Consider the following 17,583-nt stretch of genomic DNA (forward strand, 5'->3'; position numbering starts at 1 on the left):
CTAACTAATAAGAATTTTTAGAAATGGAAAAGAAAGAAATGTTGTACGAAGGTAAAGCAAAACAGGTATTTGCAACCGATAATCCTGAGGAAGTAGTAGTACGTTTCAAGGACGATGCTACCGCATTTAACGCTCAAAAGAAAGGACAGGTGGACCTTAAAGGTGAAATGAACAACGCCATCACCACTTTGATCTTTGAATACTTAAATGAAAAAGGGATTAAAACTCATTTCATTAAACAATTAAACGAAAGAGAGCAGCTGGTAAGAAAAGTATCCATCATTCCTTTGGAAATGGTAGTAAGAAACTATTCTGCAGGAAGCATGGCTCAGAGATTAGGGGTTGAAGAAGGAATTAAATCTCCGGTAACCATCTTCGATATCTGCTATAAAAAAGACGAATTGGGAGATCCGCTTATCAACGATCACCATGCTGTTTTCTTAGGAGCAGCTACTTATGAAGAACTTGATGAAATGTATGAACTGACTTCAGATATCAACGAAATCCTGATCGATCTTTTCGATAAAATGAACATCATCCTGGTAGATTTCAAAATTGAGTTAGGAAAGACTTCTGATGGTGAGATCATCCTTGCAGACGAAATTTCTCCGGATACGTGCAGACTTTGGGATAAAGATACGATGAAGAAACTGGATAAAGACAGATTCAGAAGAGATCTTGGAGAAGTTACAGAAGCGTATGTAGAGATCTATAACAGACTGAAAAACCTACTTGGAAAGTAGTTTAAAAATGATCATTGAAGTTAACTTATTCTGATTATCAATATCTAACGGTTAACTTCTAAATTAGAAAAAATAGAAATGAAAAGTTTAGACATTCATAAAAGTGAATATTTAAAACAGTTTAAAGACCAGACCTACGGACGCAATCTTTTCAGAACGCAGGAGGAGGAAAGACTGGATGCTCCCAATGAGGAGTGCGGTATTTTCGGACTGTATTCCGACAATGATCTGGATACGTTTTCTTTGTCTCAGTTCGGTCTTTTTGCCCTTCAGCACAGAGGGCAGGAAGCCTGTGGTATTTCCGTTCTGAAAAATGGAAAGATCACCAATATGAAAGATGAAGGACTGGTTTTGGATGTTTATAAAGAAATCCAGGAGCCGGAAGCCTTTATGGGGAATTCTGCGATTGGTCATACGAGATATACAACAGCAGGGGATAAAAAGAAATATAATTTCCAGCCGTTCTTTGCGAAAAACGAGTACGACCAGATTATCCTTTCCATTGCCCATAACGGAAACCTTACCAATGCAAAAGAGCTGAAAAAAGAATTGGAAGCTGAAGGAGTGGTTTTCAGAGCTACATCAGATTCTGAAGTTATTCTGAGACTGATCCAGAAGAACCTTGATTTAGGTCTTCGCGGAGCCATTAAAGCTACAATGGAAAAAATTGAGGGAGCGTATTCTGTAGTAGGAATGACGAGAAATAAATTCTTTGCCTTCAGAGATTTTAACGGAATCAGACCTTTGGTTCTGGGGGCTATTGACGAGAAGTCTTATGTGGTAGCTTCTGAATCAGTAGCTTTGGATGCCGTAGGTGCTCAGTATGTAAGAGACATCCTTCCCGGAGAAATCATTTACACCAATGAAAATGAGCCTGGAAAACTGCACTCTTATATGGTAGATGAAAAGAGAGGAAAACAGAGAATCTGCTCATTTGAGTATATTTATTTTGCAAGACCTGACTCTTCTCTAGAAAACATCAACGTATATGAGATCAGAGAAAAATCCGGTGAGAAAATCTGGGAACAGGCTCCGGTAGAAGCTGATGTGGTGATAGGAGTTCCTGATTCAGGAGTTCCGGCAGCAATTGGTTTCTCAAAAGCTTCAGGAATACCATTCCGTCCCGTACTGATTAAAAACAGATATATTGGAAGAAGTTTCATCGTTCCTACACAGGAGATGAGAGAAAGGGTTGTCAATCTTAAGCTAAACCCGATTATCTCTGAAATCAAGGATAAAAGAGTAGTCATTATTGATGATTCTATTGTAAGAGGAACAACTTCCAAAAGACTGGTGAAAATTCTGAAAGATGCAGGGGTAAAAGAAATTCACTTCAGAAGTGTTTCTCCGCCCATTATTGCACCTTGCTATCTTGGAATTGATACCCCATCCAAAGATGATCTGATTTCAGCTAACATGACTACAGAACAGCTTAGAGACTATCTTGGAGTAGATTCTTTAGAGTTTTTAAGCACAGATAATCTGAAAGAGATCTTAGGATCTTCCAATCACTGCTTCGGATGCTTTACAGAAGAATATCCGGTAGGAAAAGGAGAGGAAGTAGAATTATTTAATTAATTTACTTTAAATACAATGAAAGGCCTGATTTAATACATTAAATCAGGCCTTTGCTATTGGAGTTAAAAAATTGGTTTTCTTTGATTAGAATTTGTAGTTTACCCCTAACTGGAAAACTCTGTTGTTGTTTTCAGCGGCAGGTACACTTTTATCAATCTTGGTAAGACTGTTTACATATCTCGCATTAATTCCGATGTTGGAAGTAATATCATACCCTAAACCTAAGCCTAAACCGAAGTTGAATCTGTTGATGTTATCCTTATTAAGGTCTTCAGAATGAGACTGCGTCTGAGTGGTTGTGATTCCTCCTGTAGTACTGGCTACAGTAGCTTCTCCTTTATTCTTTCCGTTGATGAAATAACTGAATTCCGGTCCGGCTTCCACATAGAACTTTTCCATAGGTCTCATCTGAACCATTAACGGAACGGAAATATAGTTCATTGTTACTTTATCCTGTCCTTTGGTTTTTATCGTAGTTGCTCCTACTGTCTGTTCTGTGGAGTAAGCTACATCTCTCGCACCCATTTGGTTGTATAAAACCTCTGGCTGGAAGCTAAATTGCTTTGAAATGGGAATGTTAACAAATGCTCCTGCATGAAAACCTAATTTCTGGCTGTTCAAACCAAAGCTTTGCTGGCTAAACTGAGCTGAGTTTCCTCCTGCCTTGATCCCGAATCTGATGGGTTGTGTTTCCTTTTTGATGGGTTCCTGAGTTACAGTTTTTGTTTCCTGCGCAAAAGTCAGAGTGCCAGCAGCGGCTGCCAGCCCTAGAAATAACTTCTTCATAATTTTATTTTTTAATTTTACTATTTTACTTCTTATCCAATTTTTCAATCAGACTTCATGTATTTTGCAAAATGCTTGCCAAACTTCGAAAACCCTTATCCGTAGGCCTTTGGCGATGGTTTTGGTTATTGTTTTTTGTAGCTTTTTCTTTCGTTTTTGTAAAATATTGATGGCCGTAACCTGAATTTTTTAAAGAATTTTCTGCTTTCAAAAGGATTCGGTTGGTTTATTTTAATGGCGGAATTCCGTAAATAAAAATGCCGGAACTTTTATAAAAGTTCCGGCATTGATTCCTAAAACAGGATTTTAATTGAATTTATATAGGTGCCAACTCTGAAATACATCATTGTTTTTAATCAGATTGACCATATTTTCTTTGCTTTTTCATACAGAAACTGTGCTCTGTCTTCAATAGTCTGTTCATTCCATTGATCAAGAGTTAAGTATTGGCTGATTGTTTCAAGCCCGGCTGAATAAGTATTTAATCCTTGTTTATCTCCTTTTCCTTTTCTTTTAATATTCCAGTTGGCATCCCGGATTACTGAGTTTAGATTTTGTGTAATGATGGTTAAATTCCCTAAAGTCAGAAGCTTTCTGTTACGCTTCATTTTATCTTCCTGACTGGTCAGTTTTCCCCAATGATTCTCCCATTTTTTAGGCATGAGATGCTCCAGACTGTATTTGCTGATCCCCAGAAGCTGTGTAGACTGTAAACTTCTGTTACGTATTTTAGATTCAATAAAATATAAAATTCCTGCGGATTGTTTATTGATCAGATAGGAATTTCCGAAACCGTCTTTAAGTTCTTTATCGGATGGAAGGAAGTTAACTTTATCGGCCTGGCCTTCCAAAAATTCAAGGAACTGTTTTTTAGATAGAATTTCATGGCTAATCAGTCTGTCTGTAAAAAGCTGATTATAATTCTTTGTGGTAGCATGAACAGCCATTCGCCGCATAATGTAGGTTTCAAGGAAATCAAATAATTCATTACGGTCCCTATCATTTGTAACATTTTTAAGAATGTAAAGTACATAAGGGATCAGGGTAGAAGTATCTAATCCAAAAATAATAGCATTGATTCTTTCTATTCCGGATTGGTTAGTAAGTTCATTCTCTATAATATCGAAATCAAAGTTTTCCTGAAAGATCAGTGCATAGTCTTTTATTTCAGCAAGTATAGTTTTCTTGTCATTGTTCAGATAATTTTTGATAAAGCTTTTATAGGATTCAAACAAATGTTCAACTTTTGAAAATTCTATTTTGTCTTCTGTTTTTACATTAAGTGTTTTATCCTGAATTTTAATCTGAAGATATGAAAAGAAGAACAGGTCAATGAATGTTCTTTTTGATCTTCCGGTTGTAATTTCTTTATCCCAATAGTTTTTGGCTTCATCATCCTTTTCAAAAATATTTTTCCAGTAGGTCTGATAAGCTGAGATTTCATCTCTGTTAAAGAAATGATTTTTCAGGAGTTCAGCAGTCGTCAGTTTAACGCCTAGTGAATTGATGGTGTCAAAAATCTGCTGTTCATCTTCATTTTCGTCGAGGTCAATACCCACAAATAAAATTTTTGAGAGAATATTGTTGATATCTAATTTGTCCGCATTCATATTCTGCTTAAAATAGAGATAGGCTTTGGTGATATTATCAGTGCCGGTCAGATCTTTCAATTCCATTAAGTTCATTACTTGTTCGTAAGCATCAATATCGTTATGATTGTGCTGAATGGCAATTAAATCTCTCAGTTTAAACATCCTGTTATACTCATAATCATCACCCGTATTTAACGAAAGTACTTTGAAAAATATGGATAGGGTAGTCAGTCGCTGCTGCCCGTCAATAAGAGTTCTTTTATCTCCAACTCTGCTGCCGGTTGCCGTGGGTTGCTGCTTTAAAATGACAGAACCTAAAAAATAAGGCTTATTGGCAAAACTTATGTTTTCCATGTCTTCTAAAAGTCTTTCCCATTGTTCTTCTCCCCAAACATAAGCTCTTTGAAAAAAAGGAACTTCCAGAATCCTGTTTCCGTTAAAAATGTCGTTGATGGTTCTTTTTCCTGCGTCCATAGTTGATTTTATATTCAAATCTAAGACGCTTAAGGTCGGCTGCCTTACGGATTCCCGTAATGAATGATTATTTTACTCAGTTCGGAATATTTGATGGATGCAGGTTTTAAGCTGGATGATGGAAGTTATGAAAGTCATTAACAGTAAATATTGATTTTTTTATTCAATTTGATTTTCTGATAGCTTTCAATAGGTATCACTAAAAGTAACTTCCAGCCTTTACATTTAAACTCCTTAACCCGAACGCAGGTTAATTTGCTATATGTTGTAAAGCAAAAAAAGCCGGACTTCTGAGAGAAGCCCGGCATTTTTTTGAAAATATATGTTCTTATTTGAATTTATAAGCTACACCCACCTGGAATGCATTGTTTCTGATAGCATCTCCTGAGTTTTCTTTAAATATATCAGTAACTCCTGCTGTAAATCTGGCAGTAACTCCAAAATTCTCAGTGAAATAGTATCCAGCACCAACTCCAATTCCGAAATTGAACTTATTATAAAGCTCTGTAGGGATTTTATCGGAGAACTTTTCTGTTTTTGTTGTGGTTGTATTACCCATTGTTTCGGTCAATGTTCTGTCTCCTTTTGATTTTCCGCCTAATAACAATCCGAATTCCGGACCTGCTTCTACATAAAGCTGAGGAAGGATATTATACTGTACCATTACAGGCATTGTGATATAATTTAAATTTAATTTATAATCATATTCCTGCTTAAATCTATAATTGTCTGAATAATACGTGTAGCTGTCTTCTGTTTTTGAACCTAGCTGACTGAAAAGAAGTTCAGGCTGGATACTGAATTTTTCAGCAATAGGAATATTGGCGAATACCCCTGCATAGACTCCTGCCTTTAGCTTCTGGTCATTGTCATAGTTGTCAGATTTACTTAAAGTAGCTGCGCTAAGTCCGGCTTTAACACCAAAAGTAACAGGAGAGGTTGATTTTCCTTTTTCTTGAGCATACGTGAAAAGGCTTCCCGCAAGAGCTAGTCCTAAAAATAGTTTTTTCATGATTTTTAATTTAATACTTGTTCACCATTTTGCAGCAAATGTCTTACCAAAACAAAGAAAATGATAAAAGTCATATAAAAATGAAAAGGTCAGATTTAAGTACATAAACCTGACCTTTTCTATTGAAATCAAAATTTGTTAAAAATGAAAATACATCTGTGAAACTCAGAAATAAGTTAAATTTCACCGATGATCTTTTATAGGCAAACTTCTTGCCAAAAGGAGAAACAGGTAAAAAGAACAATCAACTTTTTTAATGTTGTGCTAAACAAAGCTGATCAGTTGTTGAATAAAAAAGAGCCGGACTGAAAACAGCCCGGCCTTTCTATTGAATATAAAAATTTGTTACTTGAATGAATGTTAAGCCTATTATTTGAATTTATAAGCTAAACCTACTTGGAATACATTGTTTCTAATAGCGTCTCCAGAGTTGTTTTTTACAACGTCAGTTACCCCGGCGATATATCTTGCTGTAAGTCCTAAGTTTTGTGTAAAATAGTATCCAGCACCAATACCGATACCTAAGTTGAATGTACTTAAGTTATCTTTATAGTTATCTGTTGTGGAAGACTGTCCTGTAGATTCGTTTTTGAATTTGTTTTTAGCGCTTACCATAAATCCGAATTCCGGACCTGCCTCTAAATAAAGGTTTGGAAGTGCGTTATACTGGAACATTACCGGTACTGTAATATAGTCTAATTTAGTAGAGTTAGAGAACTTTGTATTACCTACTCTATAATCAGACTTCTCACCATATTGCGAGTATAATACCTCAGGCTGGATGCTGAATGAGCTCGCGATTGGGATATTAGCGAATGCACCTGCATTGAATCCGATTTTAGATTTTTGGTCATCTAAACCTTCAGTCTTTGAAAGTGAAGAAACGTTCATACCTCCTTTTACACCAAATGTAATTGGGTTAGAAGATGAAGTGGTTTGAGCGAATGCTAATGATCCTGCAGTTACTGCTAATCCTAAAATTAACTTTTTCATAACTTTAATTTTTTAGTATTTTACTATTTCTAATTTTAAATTTTACTACTGTCAACCGTTTACTACTCCGTTTGACGCAGAGTATCTTTCAAATTGCTTGCCAAAAATATTTTTCATGATGAAAGTCAGTAAAAAAACTGCTTACATTGTAAGCGGTTTTAAATTTAAATTGTTGATTATAAGTGTGTTATGAATTTAATTAAACGGTTGTTTAGAAGAGGTCTAAATTATTATTCTGCAATAAAATGAATAAAAAAGAACAATTCTATTCCTAAAAATAGTTAAGCATTATTCAGATTTCTATAAAAATGTAACGATTTTAGAATATTTTGTTGGCTGCACTGGTGGTCGTAGGTACATGATCCGATTCCGGAAAGAAGGGAGAAGTTAATTTTACTATCCGTATTCTTCTTATCATTAAGTAAAAGTGTTGTAATATCTTCATCGGTGAAGTCACTGATGTCCATATAAGGATAATAACGCTGAATATTCTCAATAATGGTTTGTGAGTCCTCTTCAGGGATAAGACCTTCAAGGTAGGAGAGATGAGCCTCAGAGATCATTCCCATCGCTACAGCTTCCCCGTGAAGGATAGGATTTCCCTGGTTCAGGCACAGACTTTCAACGGCATGACCGATTGTATGGCCGAAATTCAGCGTTTTTCTGATATTTTTCTCATGAAAATCTTTTTCTACTACATCCTGTTTGATGTCCATAGAAGTCTGGATATGCGGAACGACTGCTTCTATATCCAATTTATGAATCTGGATCAGCTGCTCCCAATGCAATTTATCTGCAATTAATCCATGCTTCAGCATTTCAGCGAATCCGCTTCTCAGTTCTTTAAATGGAAGAGTTTCTAAAAATTTAGGATAAACAAAGATCTGGTCCGGAAATGCAAATGTTCCTACCATATTTTTATAATGCATCAGGTCTATACCTGTTTTCCCGCCAATGGAAGCATCACACATGGATAAAAGGGTTGTAGGAATATTAATAAACTGAATTCCTCTTTTATAAGTAGAAGCAACAAACCCGCCCATATCGGTAATTACCCCGCCGCCAAGATTAATAACCAGAGCTTTTCGGTCTGCCTGCATTTCTGTCAGGATTTCCCAAAGCTGGTTGGCCGTCTGAATGTTTTTCATTTCCTCACCAGCCTCAATTTCCAGGATTTCAAATCCAAGATCGGTTTCCATATTGCCTAACAATACCGGAAGACAGTATTCATGTGTATTTTCATCTACAAGAATAAAAATCTTACTGAACGTTTTTTCGTGAAGGAAATCGTTGAGCTGGGAAAAATTATCATCTAATATTGTTATCATGAGTTACTTTTCTATAAAATTAAATTAAAACTATATTGCAAAGTTATGATTCTTAATTTTTAACTCGTAACTAAATTACTATCTTTGCAGAAATTTTTAGAATGAGCAGAGATAACAATAATTCAGAAAGACCAAAGAGACCAAGAATTTCAAATAGAAAAAATTCTGATGATTCTCGTGCTTCCAGATCTGGAAATTCTTCAGGATCAAAACCTTTTAAAAAGCCTTTCCCGAAAGCAGGTGAAAGAAACTTTGAGCATAAAGGTACTAATTCCAAATTCAATAAAAGCCCTTTCAGAAGTGAAAGTGGTTCTGACGGCAGAGACGAAGATCACGGTTCGAAATCTGAACGTAAGCCTTATATCACTAATTCAAGCGAAAACCGTGAGAAAAGATCTTTCGGAAAATCGGCTCCTAAAAGAGGCGGAAAGAATTTTGATACAAGAGACAAGTATGAAAGAGGCAGCCTGAAATATGGCAGAAGACCATCTAATGGAGAGGAAAGAAATGATGACAGAGCAAAATCTTTTGTACAGAAAAGAAGGTTAAACAAAATTGAAAAGGACGTACATAAAGATACCATCCGTCTTAATAAGTATATTGCCAACTCAGGGATCTGCAGCAGAAGAGAAGCAGACGAATTGATTACGCAGGGGCTTGTAGAGGTAAACGGAACCGTAGTAACGGAAATGGGATATCAGGTTCAGAAAACAGATAAAGTGGTTTTCGACGGACAGAGTATTACCCCTGAAAAACCGGTATATGTACTTCTAAACAAACCTAAAGGTTATATTTCAACAACAAAAGATGATAAAGCAAGAAAAACCGTAATGGATCTTGTTGCCAATGCATCGCCATACCGTTTGTTTCCGGTAGGAAGACTTGACCGTTCCACAACGGGAGTTATTCTTTTAACCAATGACGGACACATGACGAAAAAGCTGACGCACCCATCTTTTGATGCCAAGAAAATCTATCACGTAACATTGGATAAGAAACTAACACATGAAGACATGAAGCTGATTGTAGAAGGGATTCGTCTTGATGAAGGGGTAGCCGTAGTAGATCAGATTTCATTCATTGAAGGAAAACCGAAAAATGAAATAGGAATTGAGATCCATATCGGATGGAACAGAGTGATCAGAAGAATTTTCCAAAGATTAGGATACGAAGTAGAAGCTTTAGACAGAGTGATGTTTGCCGGAATGACGAAGAAAAATATCAAAAGAGGACACTGGAGAATCCTTACAGAACAGGAAGTGAACAACCTTAAAATGCTTTAAGAGCTATATAATATAAGGTATGTCAAATAAAAAGACCGCAGATTTTTCTACGGTCTTTCTTATTTTTAATAACAACCCTGAATATTATTCATTACTAATTACTAATTATTTACCCCAATACCGTAACTCCCTTCTGGATCATTTCATAAATAGCATCTTTACCATTATCAGGTTTTACATTAACGGCTCTGGTTCCGTTGAAGTGCAGGCAGGTAACATATCCGGCAGTTACAGCATCAAGACAAGTGTATTTTACACAGTAGTCCATGGCTAAACCTACAATTTCCACCAATTGAATATCGTGGTATTTAAGGAAATCATCAAGACCGGTCTTCATAAAATGGTTATTATCCTGAAAGCCGCTGTAGCTGTCTATTTCCATATTTTTTCCTTTCTGGATAATGTGGGTTACTTTATCTCTGTTCAGATCTTTGTGGAATTCTGCTCCAAAAGTTCCCTGAACACAGTGATCAGGCCACATAAACTGTGGAATGGAGTTCAGAATAATACTTTCACCTACCTTTCTTCCGTTGTTGCTGGCAAAACTTTTGTGATTGGCAGGATGCCAGTCCTGGGTAAGAACAATCTGGTCATATTCATTTTCCTCCATTAAAAGATTAATATAAGGAATGATCTCATTAGCTCCCGGAACCGCAAGTGAACCCCCTTCACAGAAATCATTCTGTACATCTACGATTATTAACGCTTTTTTCATATTTAGATTTCTCGAATTTTTGATAAATTTACTCAAAAAACTGTCCAAAACGGAATTATCGGACAAATCGGCAATATAAATTTTTAACATTAATAGAATGAGCAGTTTAGAACAAAAGAAATTTCCCATCGGTCCGTTTCAGCAGCCGGAGAACATCTGTGATACCAGGCTGGATGAGCATATCAGGGTCATTAAAAGCTTTCCCGGGAAATTAAAAGATTTAATTGAAAACTTTACAGAGGGTCAGCTGGATACACCTTACAGAGAGGGAGGATGGACGGTTAGACAGCTGGTTAATCATATTGCCGACAGCCATATTAACAGCTTTATCCGTTTCAAACTGGCTCTTACAGAAGAAAATCCTGTCATCAAACCTTATGATGAAGCCAAATGGGCAGAGCTTCAGGACAGTGTGCATATGCCGGTAAGGCCTGCAATGAGAATGATCAAAGGAACACACCAACGATGGACCGTTTTGCTGAATACCCTTACCAATAAACAATTCGAAAGAACTTTTCATCACCCGGAACAGAACAAAGATTATAATCTCAGACATTATCTTGCTTTTTATGTGTGGCATTGCAACCATCATTACGCTCATATTGAAAATCTGAAGAAAGAAAAAGGTTGGTAAAGAAGAGTCTTCATAATCCTGTTCATTTTGAGGAAATCATCGAAAGAATTTCCTGTCTTACAAGAAACTCCATTGCAAAATGGGGGAAGATGGATGTATGTCAGATGCTGAAACACTGCGATCTTGTTCTTCAGGTACCTTTAAGAAAAATTGAACTTCCTGCCATTAATCCGTTCTTTGAAGCCATAGGAGTCATAACGAAATGGGAAATGTGGGTTTTTAACAATGGAATTCCCCAAAATATGCCGACTTTTCAAAAACTAATCGTTAATTTTGAATGTGATTTTGATGAATCCAAAACCAATCTGCTGAATACACTAAAGGATTTTCGGAAAGTATCTATAAATAAGGAACTTCCGGACCGGCACAGGCTATTCGGTAAAATGACTGAAAAAGACTGGGGATTTTTAGAATATAAGCATCTGAATCACCACCTTAAACAATTTAATGTATGAGTTTTTTTGATAAAATATTCGGAGGAAAAGAAAACGACCCTGAACGTAAATCCTTCTGGACAAAAATAGAATCTGAAGAAGATCTTGCTAAAGCCATAGAGAATTCCTATCATCATAGAGTTGCCATCTTCAAGCATTCAACACGCTGCTTTATAAGTAAGACAGTATTGAAAAATTTTGAAAGAGATATAGACAATTTAGATCGTGATCTGGATTTATATTACTTAGATTTGCTGCTGTATAGGCCCATCTCCAACAAAATATCTGAGGATTTCGGAATCAGACATGAAAGCCCGCAGCTGATCGTAATAGAAAACGGAAAAGTAGTCAATACAGCTTCACATGAAGACATCTCTATAAGCCAGATCGCATAATGAAGAATATTAATAATTATCTAGCTAAAGTATTAAATGTTCCCATTGAAAAAGTGAACACGTGCAGCCTGCACTATGAAGTAAAGAAAATTCCCAAAAATCAGTTTCTTTTACAGTATGGTGAGATCTGCCGTCATATATTCTTTGTTGAAAAAGGGCTTTTAAAAATGTATTCCATTGATAAGAACGGAAAAGAACACATTATACAGTTTGCCCCTGAAAGCTGGCTGATTTCTGACCGAAGCAGTCTCTACTTCAACGAAAAATCCATTTATTACATAGAAGCCGTTGAGGATGCGGAAGTTCTGTTTTTGCACCCTGACTTCTTTAATAAACTGGTAGAACAGTTTCCAAACAGTATTGAGCGAAGTGATTTTCTGCTTCAGAAACATATCAGAAGTCTTCAGAACAGGATCAATTCCCTCTTAGGCGAGACTGCCGAAGAAAGGTATATGAAATTCATTAAAATGTATCCTGATCTTCTTTTGAGAGTTCCGCAATGGATGATCGCTTCTTATCTGGGAATCACGCCTGAGAGCCTGAGCCGGGTAAGAAAAGAGCTGGCAAGGAAAAACTTCGTTCCGGATAAATAATCAGATCTTTTTGGCAAGACTGCCTACCTGCTGTAATTGTAAGCGGGTTTCATCCGACCAGGGAAGCCCGATACACAAACGCATGCAATTCTGAAACTGATCCTGAAGGGTAAACATTCTTCCGGGAGCAATACTTATGTTCTGCTTGATGGCTAAATCATACAACTCGGTAGTACGGATTTTTTTATCAAATTCTACCCACAGAGAAAGTCCTCCCTGCGGACGGCTTGTTTTTGTTCCTTCCGGGAAAGATTCTGCAATGGTCTGAGCGTAGTTCTGGTAATTATTCTGAAGGGCCTTCCGCATCTGTTGAAGATGTTTTTCATACCTTCCGGACTTAAGAAAATTAGCCACAGCCTCATTCACGATAGATATAGATGAAGTGGAATGAAGAAGCTTAAGCTTTAAAATTTTGTCTTTATACCTGCCGGGAGCAATCCATCCTACACGGTAGCCCGGAGCCAGTGTTTTTGAAATTGAGCTGCAATAAAGCACATTTCCATCTTTATCGAAAGATTTACAGCATTTCGGGCGGCTGGCACCAAAATACAGGTCGCCGTATACATCGTCTTCAATGAGCGGTATTCCGTTTTCTGACAGGAGTTTAACAATCTCTTTCTTATTTTCGTCCGGCATACAGCTGCCCAGCGGAGAATTAAAATTAGGAATCAGCAGGCACAGATTGATTTGTGGAATTACTTTTTTCAGGGCTTCAATTTCTATTCCGGTTGTAGGATGGGTAGGAAGTTCAAGGACTTTTAAACCGAGACCGTTAGCCAATTGAAGAATACCAGGATAGCAAGGGCTTTCAATCGCAATCGTATCGCCGGGTTTTCCCAGAGCCATCAGGCAGAATGACAATGCATTCATCCCTCCGTTGGTGGTAACCAGGTCATTTTCATTAAGATTCCCTCCCCATTGAAGCGATCGGATGGCAATCATTCTGCGCAGTTTTAAATTTCCCTGAAGCTCTTCATATTCAGTTCCGCCGTCTTTTAATTCGCGGGTAGCATTAATGATTTCTTTTTTTAGCTTGGCCTGTGGTAAAAGGTCTCCCGAAGGAATTCCTATGGAAAAAAAAGTAATCCCTTTCTTGCCCATATTTTCATAAACTTTGCTGATGAGCTCATCAGGTTCATCATTATTAGCAATTAGAGACGGACGGCTTACTTCCGGGAGAGGAAGCTTTATTGACATTAGTTTGCTTACAAAGTACCCAGATTGCGGCTTTGATTCTACTAACGACTGTGATTCCAGTTCCAGAAAGACACGTTTAGCCGTGTTCATGCTTACCTGATGTTCATGGCATAACATTCGTACAGACGGCAGTTTGTCTCCGGCCTTCAATACTCCGTTTCTGATTTGCGCAGCTATTCTGTCTGCAATTTCTGTGTATAAAAATTCTTTACTCATTTTTTCTAACTGTGCTCATGCAAATATACAAAACTGATACTGTGTTTATCTGTTTTACCTTTCTAATTTTGAATCATTAAAATAGAGTTACAATCATGAGCAACACAATATCAAAAAATGAACACATCAACGGTTGGATTAACGGCTTTATAGGCGTTTTACTATTCAGCGGATCAATGCCTGCTACTAAGCTGGCCGTAATGGAAATGAGTCCTATATTTGCAACCATAGCCCGTGCAGGTATTGCCGGGATTCTCGCTCTCTCTGTGTTATTGATCTATAAAGAAAAGCGTCCGGATAAAAAACAAATTTTTCCATTATTGCTGGTCTCGCTAGGTTGTGTAATCGGTTTCCCTTTACTTTCTGCTTTAGCTCTTCAGTATGTCAGTTCGGCACATTCCATTGTATTTCTTGGAATGCTTCCCATGGCTACTGCCATATTTGGAGTTCTCCGTGGAGGGGAAAGGCCTCATCCTGTATTCTGGTTGTTTTCCGTGATAGGAAGCCTATTAGTAGTAGGATATGCATTTTCGCAGGGAATTTCTGCATCGCCTGTCGGTGATATTCTGATGCTTGTAGCGGTTATTTTATGTGGTCTGGGGTATGCAGAAGGGGCCAAACTTTCGAAAACATTAGGCGGATGGCAGGTAATATCATGGGCATTGGTACTTGCGCTTCCTGTGATGATTCCGTTATTTTTTATTTATTTCCCTGATCACATAGAAACGATCAGCTTCCGCGGATGGTTCGGGCTTGCTTATATTTCCCTGTTCAGTATGTTTATTGGGTTTATCTTCTGGTACAAAGGGCTTGCTCAGGGTGGAATTACCACAGTAGGTCAGCTTCAGCTATTGCAGCCATTCTTTGGATTGGCCCTGGCGGCTTATTTTCTTCACGAACCGGTAAGTATGGGAATGTTGGGGATAACAATAGGGGTTATTCTTTGTGTTGCAGGGACTAAAAAGTTTGCGAAATAGTTAATAATAAAAGATTATGATTGTAATCATAAAAGATACGGTTTGTCGTGGTATATATTTGAAAGCCCACAAAATTTATGATTATGAAACTTACCTGCTCAGTTATTTTTAAAATTAGCTTCCTGAATTTGACACATCAGTTCCAATAATAATTATCAGAAATTAAATTCATCCATTCATAGAATTACAGATCCCGTTTTGCCTGGCGAAGCGGGGTTTCTAAATCAATTCATTGATGTAATTCAGCTCACAGATTTTCTGTTGGGCTGAATTTTGTTTGTCGTAAAATTAATTGTTATTTTAATGTAAATTATAATCAATAAACTATAAATATTGAATATTAAAGATGTTTTTTTAACTTATTTTAACGTTTTGTGTAATTGTTAAGGTTTGATTTTTGCATTCATAATCCGGTAACTTCCCAATGCATTTTTACTAAGAGATTTAACGAAACAGGTGAAACCACTAAACATAGTTATTTATGGTTATTGATGAAAATATTTTGCATTCAGCGGGAGCAGAGATCAGACAGTATAAACCTTCAGAACTTCTGTTTTGTGAAGGAGACAGCCCCAATTATTATTACCAGATCATTCAAGGACAGGTAAAACTCAACAACTATAATGAAGAAGGAAAGGAATTTATACAGAATATCCTATCAGACGGACAAAGCTGCGGAGAATCTATTCTTTTTATTGACAAACCATATCCTATGAATGCAGAAGCACTTACTGAATGTGTAGTTTTGAGGCTTCCTAAATCTGCATTTCTGAGTTTGCTGGATCAGTCTCCAAAATTATATATGGACATCAGCAGGTTTCTTTCACAGAGGCTTTATTATAAATTCATTATGATGCAGAATCTTTCATCCCAGAATCCCACAATACGATTGAAAGGGCTGATGGATTATTTAAAAAGCTTCCATGAAGATGAAAGCCCGTATTCTTTTATGATTCCATTTACAAGACAGCAGATGGCTAATCTTACAGGGCTTTGTGTGGAAACTGCAATCAGGACTATCAAACATATGGAAAGAAATAAGATTGTCAGGATTAAAGACCGCAAAATTTTGTATTAAAAGAATTGAATCAATATAAATTGCTATTTTAACGGAAATATTAAAAATAAAATATAATGAAGACTATAAGCTGCATGAATATTGATGAAAAGCTTTTGCTGGCATCAGGAGGAGAAATGAAAAGGTATAAAAAAGGAGAGCTCATCTACAGGGAAGGTCATCATGCACTTTATTTTTTTCAGATAGCAGAGGGGAAGATCAAACTCAACAATTATGATGATGAAGGAAAGGAATTTATTCAGAATATTTTAGGAGGAGGACAGAGTTTTGGGGATTCCATGCTTTTCTTAGATAAGTTTTATCCGATGAATGCTGTTTCCTTGGTTCCCTCGGAAGTTATAAGAGTTCCTAAAGACCAGTTTTTAAAGCTGATTCAGATACACCCTCATCTTTCCATGGAAATGAATGCTTGTCTGTCTCAAAGATTATACTTCAAAGCAATAATGCTTCAGAATTTGGCTTCACTGAATCCTATTTCAAGACTCACCGGCCTTCTGGACTATCTTAAAAGCTATCATGATGATAGCTGCGGCTCGTGCTTTCATGTAGAACTGACAAGGCAGGAAATTGCCAATCTGGTAGGATTGCGTGTGGAAACCGTGATCCGAGCTTTGAAAAAAATGGAAAAAGAGGGAAAGGTCACGCTGGAAAACAGAAAAATAGTATATTGATATGATCCAGGTCATAAAAATGTGAATTATTTAATCCTATATTTGATCTAGAAGGTTTTCAATTTTTATTGCAAACACCATTTTCAGGATGTGAGTTATAAAAGGACGGGAACGAAGGTCCAAAGACCACCTGTCTGTGAAAATGAATCAGATTTAAACCACGAATACTCAAATATATGGACTGTCAGAAGATTGTAAAAAACCTAAAACATAAAGACTTCAAAAAAGTTCCTAATAAAGGAGAATGGTTTGAAGAAGGAGCAGCTGTCTATGCTAAGGAGATCAAAGAGAATATTTTTTTATTATTTATTATTCTGAAAGATATTCAGATAGAGAATATTCAGGCGCTTATTGCCCACTTTGACTGCTTCAGCAGCATCGGACTGAAAGAACCGGAGCAGGTGATGTTTTATCTTTCTATCAAAGACAAGGAAGACCTGCATTATTTTGAAAAATATTTACAAGTAACCGATAACTGATAACCTGCGGATATGATATTTGAAAATGATACTTTAAGACTTTCCGGATTGAATGACAAAAACAATATGATAGAGAATGAGTCTTTATTCCCTAGCGTTATTAATTCATACGGAGTAACAGCTTTTCTCATTAAATCACTGGAAAAGATAAAGAATAATGCGCAGTGTGAGATCCTTAAAAAAGTGATCAATACTTATATTGAAGAATATCTTCTGCATATCCGGGAATATCACAGTGAAAGTACGTTAAATGTTACTGAACAAACTGAAATAAAGATTGAAAATCCCTCTTTCACATTGTATGCAAAAACGGCATATTATAAAGTGTTAAAGGAAGAAGAATACCTCAACAGACTGTTAAATACGTTGAGTAAAGACAGGAACAGCACAGAATAAATATACTTT

Annotated in this window: 19 protein-coding genes; 12 read left to right on the forward strand and 7 right to left on the reverse strand. The window is 36.7% G+C overall.

All coding sequences use genetic code 11. The features are described from left to right. Positions 1-23: 23 nt before the first annotated feature. Complete coding sequence (gene purC, locus FW768_RS02670) at positions 24-743, forward strand: phosphoribosylaminoimidazolesuccinocarboxamide synthase (RefSeq protein WP_153392138.1); 720 nt, start codon at positions 24-26, stop codon at positions 741-743. A 78-nt stretch (positions 744-821) separates the two neighbouring features. After that, positions 822-2,321, forward strand: coding sequence for an amidophosphoribosyltransferase (gene purF / locus FW768_RS02675; protein ID WP_153392139.1), 1,500 nt, complete (start codon positions 822-824; stop codon positions 2,319-2,321). 84 nt (positions 2,322-2,405) lie between these two features. On the opposite strand, the gene FW768_RS02680 is transcribed toward purF, so the two are convergent. From FW768_RS02680 to aroB, 5 genes are all read right to left on the reverse strand, one after another. Continuing rightward, complete coding sequence (locus FW768_RS02680) at positions 2,406-3,107, reverse strand: porin family protein (RefSeq protein WP_153392141.1); 702 nt, start codon at positions 3,105-3,107, stop codon at positions 2,406-2,408. 356 nt (positions 3,108-3,463) lie between these two features. Further along, positions 3,464-5,173, reverse strand: coding sequence for a DUF262 domain-containing protein (locus tag FW768_RS02685; RefSeq protein WP_153392143.1), 1,710 nt, complete (start codon positions 5,171-5,173; stop codon positions 3,464-3,466). 328 nt (positions 5,174-5,501) lie between these two features. Further along, the gene (locus FW768_RS02690) at positions 5,502-6,185 is read right to left on the reverse strand and encodes a porin family protein (protein ID WP_153392145.1); all 684 of its coding nucleotides are present in this window, start codon (positions 6,183-6,185) and stop codon (positions 5,502-5,504) included. A 369-nt stretch (positions 6,186-6,554) separates the two neighbouring features. Then, positions 6,555-7,178: a porin family protein gene (locus FW768_RS02695; protein ID WP_153392146.1), complete on the reverse strand. Its 624-nt coding sequence runs from the start codon at positions 7,176-7,178 to the stop codon at positions 6,555-6,557. Positions 7,179-7,459: 281 nt separating this feature from the next. Then, positions 7,460-8,506, reverse strand: coding sequence for a 3-dehydroquinate synthase (gene aroB / locus FW768_RS02700; RefSeq protein WP_153392148.1), 1,047 nt, complete (start codon positions 8,504-8,506; stop codon positions 7,460-7,462). Positions 8,507-8,607: 101 nt separating this feature from the next. On the opposite strand from aroB, the gene FW768_RS02705 reads away from it, so the two are divergent. Then, the gene (locus tag FW768_RS02705; RefSeq protein ID WP_231128617.1) at positions 8,608-9,789 is read left to right on the forward strand and encodes a pseudouridine synthase; all 1,182 of its coding nucleotides are present in this window, start codon (positions 8,608-8,610) and stop codon (positions 9,787-9,789) included. A 109-nt stretch (positions 9,790-9,898) separates the two neighbouring features. Here the strand turns inward: FW768_RS02705 and pncA are convergent, their stop codons facing one another. Next, positions 9,899-10,504, reverse strand: a complete 606-nt coding sequence (gene pncA / locus FW768_RS02710; RefSeq protein ID WP_153392150.1) for a bifunctional nicotinamidase/pyrazinamidase — start codon at positions 10,502-10,504, stop codon at positions 9,899-9,901. 97 nt (positions 10,505-10,601) lie between these two features. Between pncA and FW768_RS02715 the strand changes: the two genes are divergently transcribed. Genes FW768_RS02715 through FW768_RS02730 form a run of 4 tightly spaced genes read left to right on the forward strand, consistent with a single transcriptional unit; the run spans position 10,602 to position 12,560 of the window. After that, complete coding sequence (locus tag FW768_RS02715) at positions 10,602-11,138, forward strand: YfiT family bacillithiol transferase (protein WP_153392152.1); 537 nt, start codon at positions 10,602-10,604, stop codon at positions 11,136-11,138. Next, on the forward strand, positions 11,132-11,593 hold the full coding sequence (locus tag FW768_RS02720) for a DUF1569 domain-containing protein (protein ID WP_231128618.1): 462 nt from the start codon (positions 11,132-11,134) through the stop codon (positions 11,591-11,593). Before FW768_RS02715 ends, FW768_RS02720 begins: the two co-directional genes overlap by 7 nt. After that, a complete protein-coding gene (gene ytxJ, locus FW768_RS02725; RefSeq protein ID WP_153392154.1) occupies positions 11,590-11,967 on the forward strand; it encodes a bacillithiol system redox-active protein YtxJ in 378 nt (125 codons plus the stop codon). Before FW768_RS02720 ends, ytxJ begins: the two co-directional genes overlap by 4 nt. Beyond that, positions 11,967-12,560 (forward strand): Crp/Fnr family transcriptional regulator, encoded by a 594-nt coding sequence (locus tag FW768_RS02730; RefSeq protein WP_153392156.1) that lies wholly within the window; start codon positions 11,967-11,969, stop codon positions 12,558-12,560. Before ytxJ ends, FW768_RS02730 begins: the two co-directional genes overlap by 1 nt. On the opposite strand, the gene FW768_RS02735 is transcribed toward FW768_RS02730, so the two are convergent. Next, on the reverse strand, positions 12,561-13,973 hold the full coding sequence (locus FW768_RS02735) for an aminotransferase-like domain-containing protein (RefSeq protein ID WP_153392158.1): 1,413 nt from the start codon (positions 13,971-13,973) through the stop codon (positions 12,561-12,563). A gap of 95 nt (positions 13,974-14,068) precedes the next feature. Between FW768_RS02735 and FW768_RS02740 the strand changes: the two genes are divergently transcribed. From FW768_RS02740 to FW768_RS02760, 5 genes are all read left to right on the forward strand, one after another. Further along, entirely contained in the window at positions 14,069-14,950 is an 882-nt protein-coding gene (locus tag FW768_RS02740) for a DMT family transporter (protein ID WP_153392160.1), read from the forward strand. Between the two features lie 481 nt (positions 14,951-15,431). Beyond that, positions 15,432-16,028 carry a Crp/Fnr family transcriptional regulator gene (locus FW768_RS02745; RefSeq protein WP_153392163.1) on the forward strand — a complete coding sequence of 199 codons (597 nt, stop codon included), beginning with the start codon at positions 15,432-15,434 and terminating at the stop codon, positions 16,026-16,028. Positions 16,029-16,084: 56 nt separating this feature from the next. Then, positions 16,085-16,699, forward strand: a complete 615-nt coding sequence (locus tag FW768_RS02750) for a Crp/Fnr family transcriptional regulator (protein ID WP_231128619.1) — start codon at positions 16,085-16,087, stop codon at positions 16,697-16,699. 176 nt (positions 16,700-16,875) lie between these two features. Next, positions 16,876-17,178: a hypothetical protein gene (locus FW768_RS02755; RefSeq protein WP_153392165.1), complete on the forward strand. Its 303-nt coding sequence runs from the start codon at positions 16,876-16,878 to the stop codon at positions 17,176-17,178. 12 nt (positions 17,179-17,190) lie between these two features. Beyond that, the gene (locus tag FW768_RS02760) at positions 17,191-17,574 is read left to right on the forward strand and encodes a hypothetical protein (RefSeq protein WP_153392167.1); all 384 of its coding nucleotides are present in this window, start codon (positions 17,191-17,193) and stop codon (positions 17,572-17,574) included. Positions 17,575-17,583 lie beyond the last annotated feature (9 nt).

Source organism: Chryseobacterium vaccae, assembly GCF_009602705.1.
GTDB lineage: Bacteria > Bacteroidota > Bacteroidia > Flavobacteriales > Weeksellaceae > Chryseobacterium > Chryseobacterium vaccae.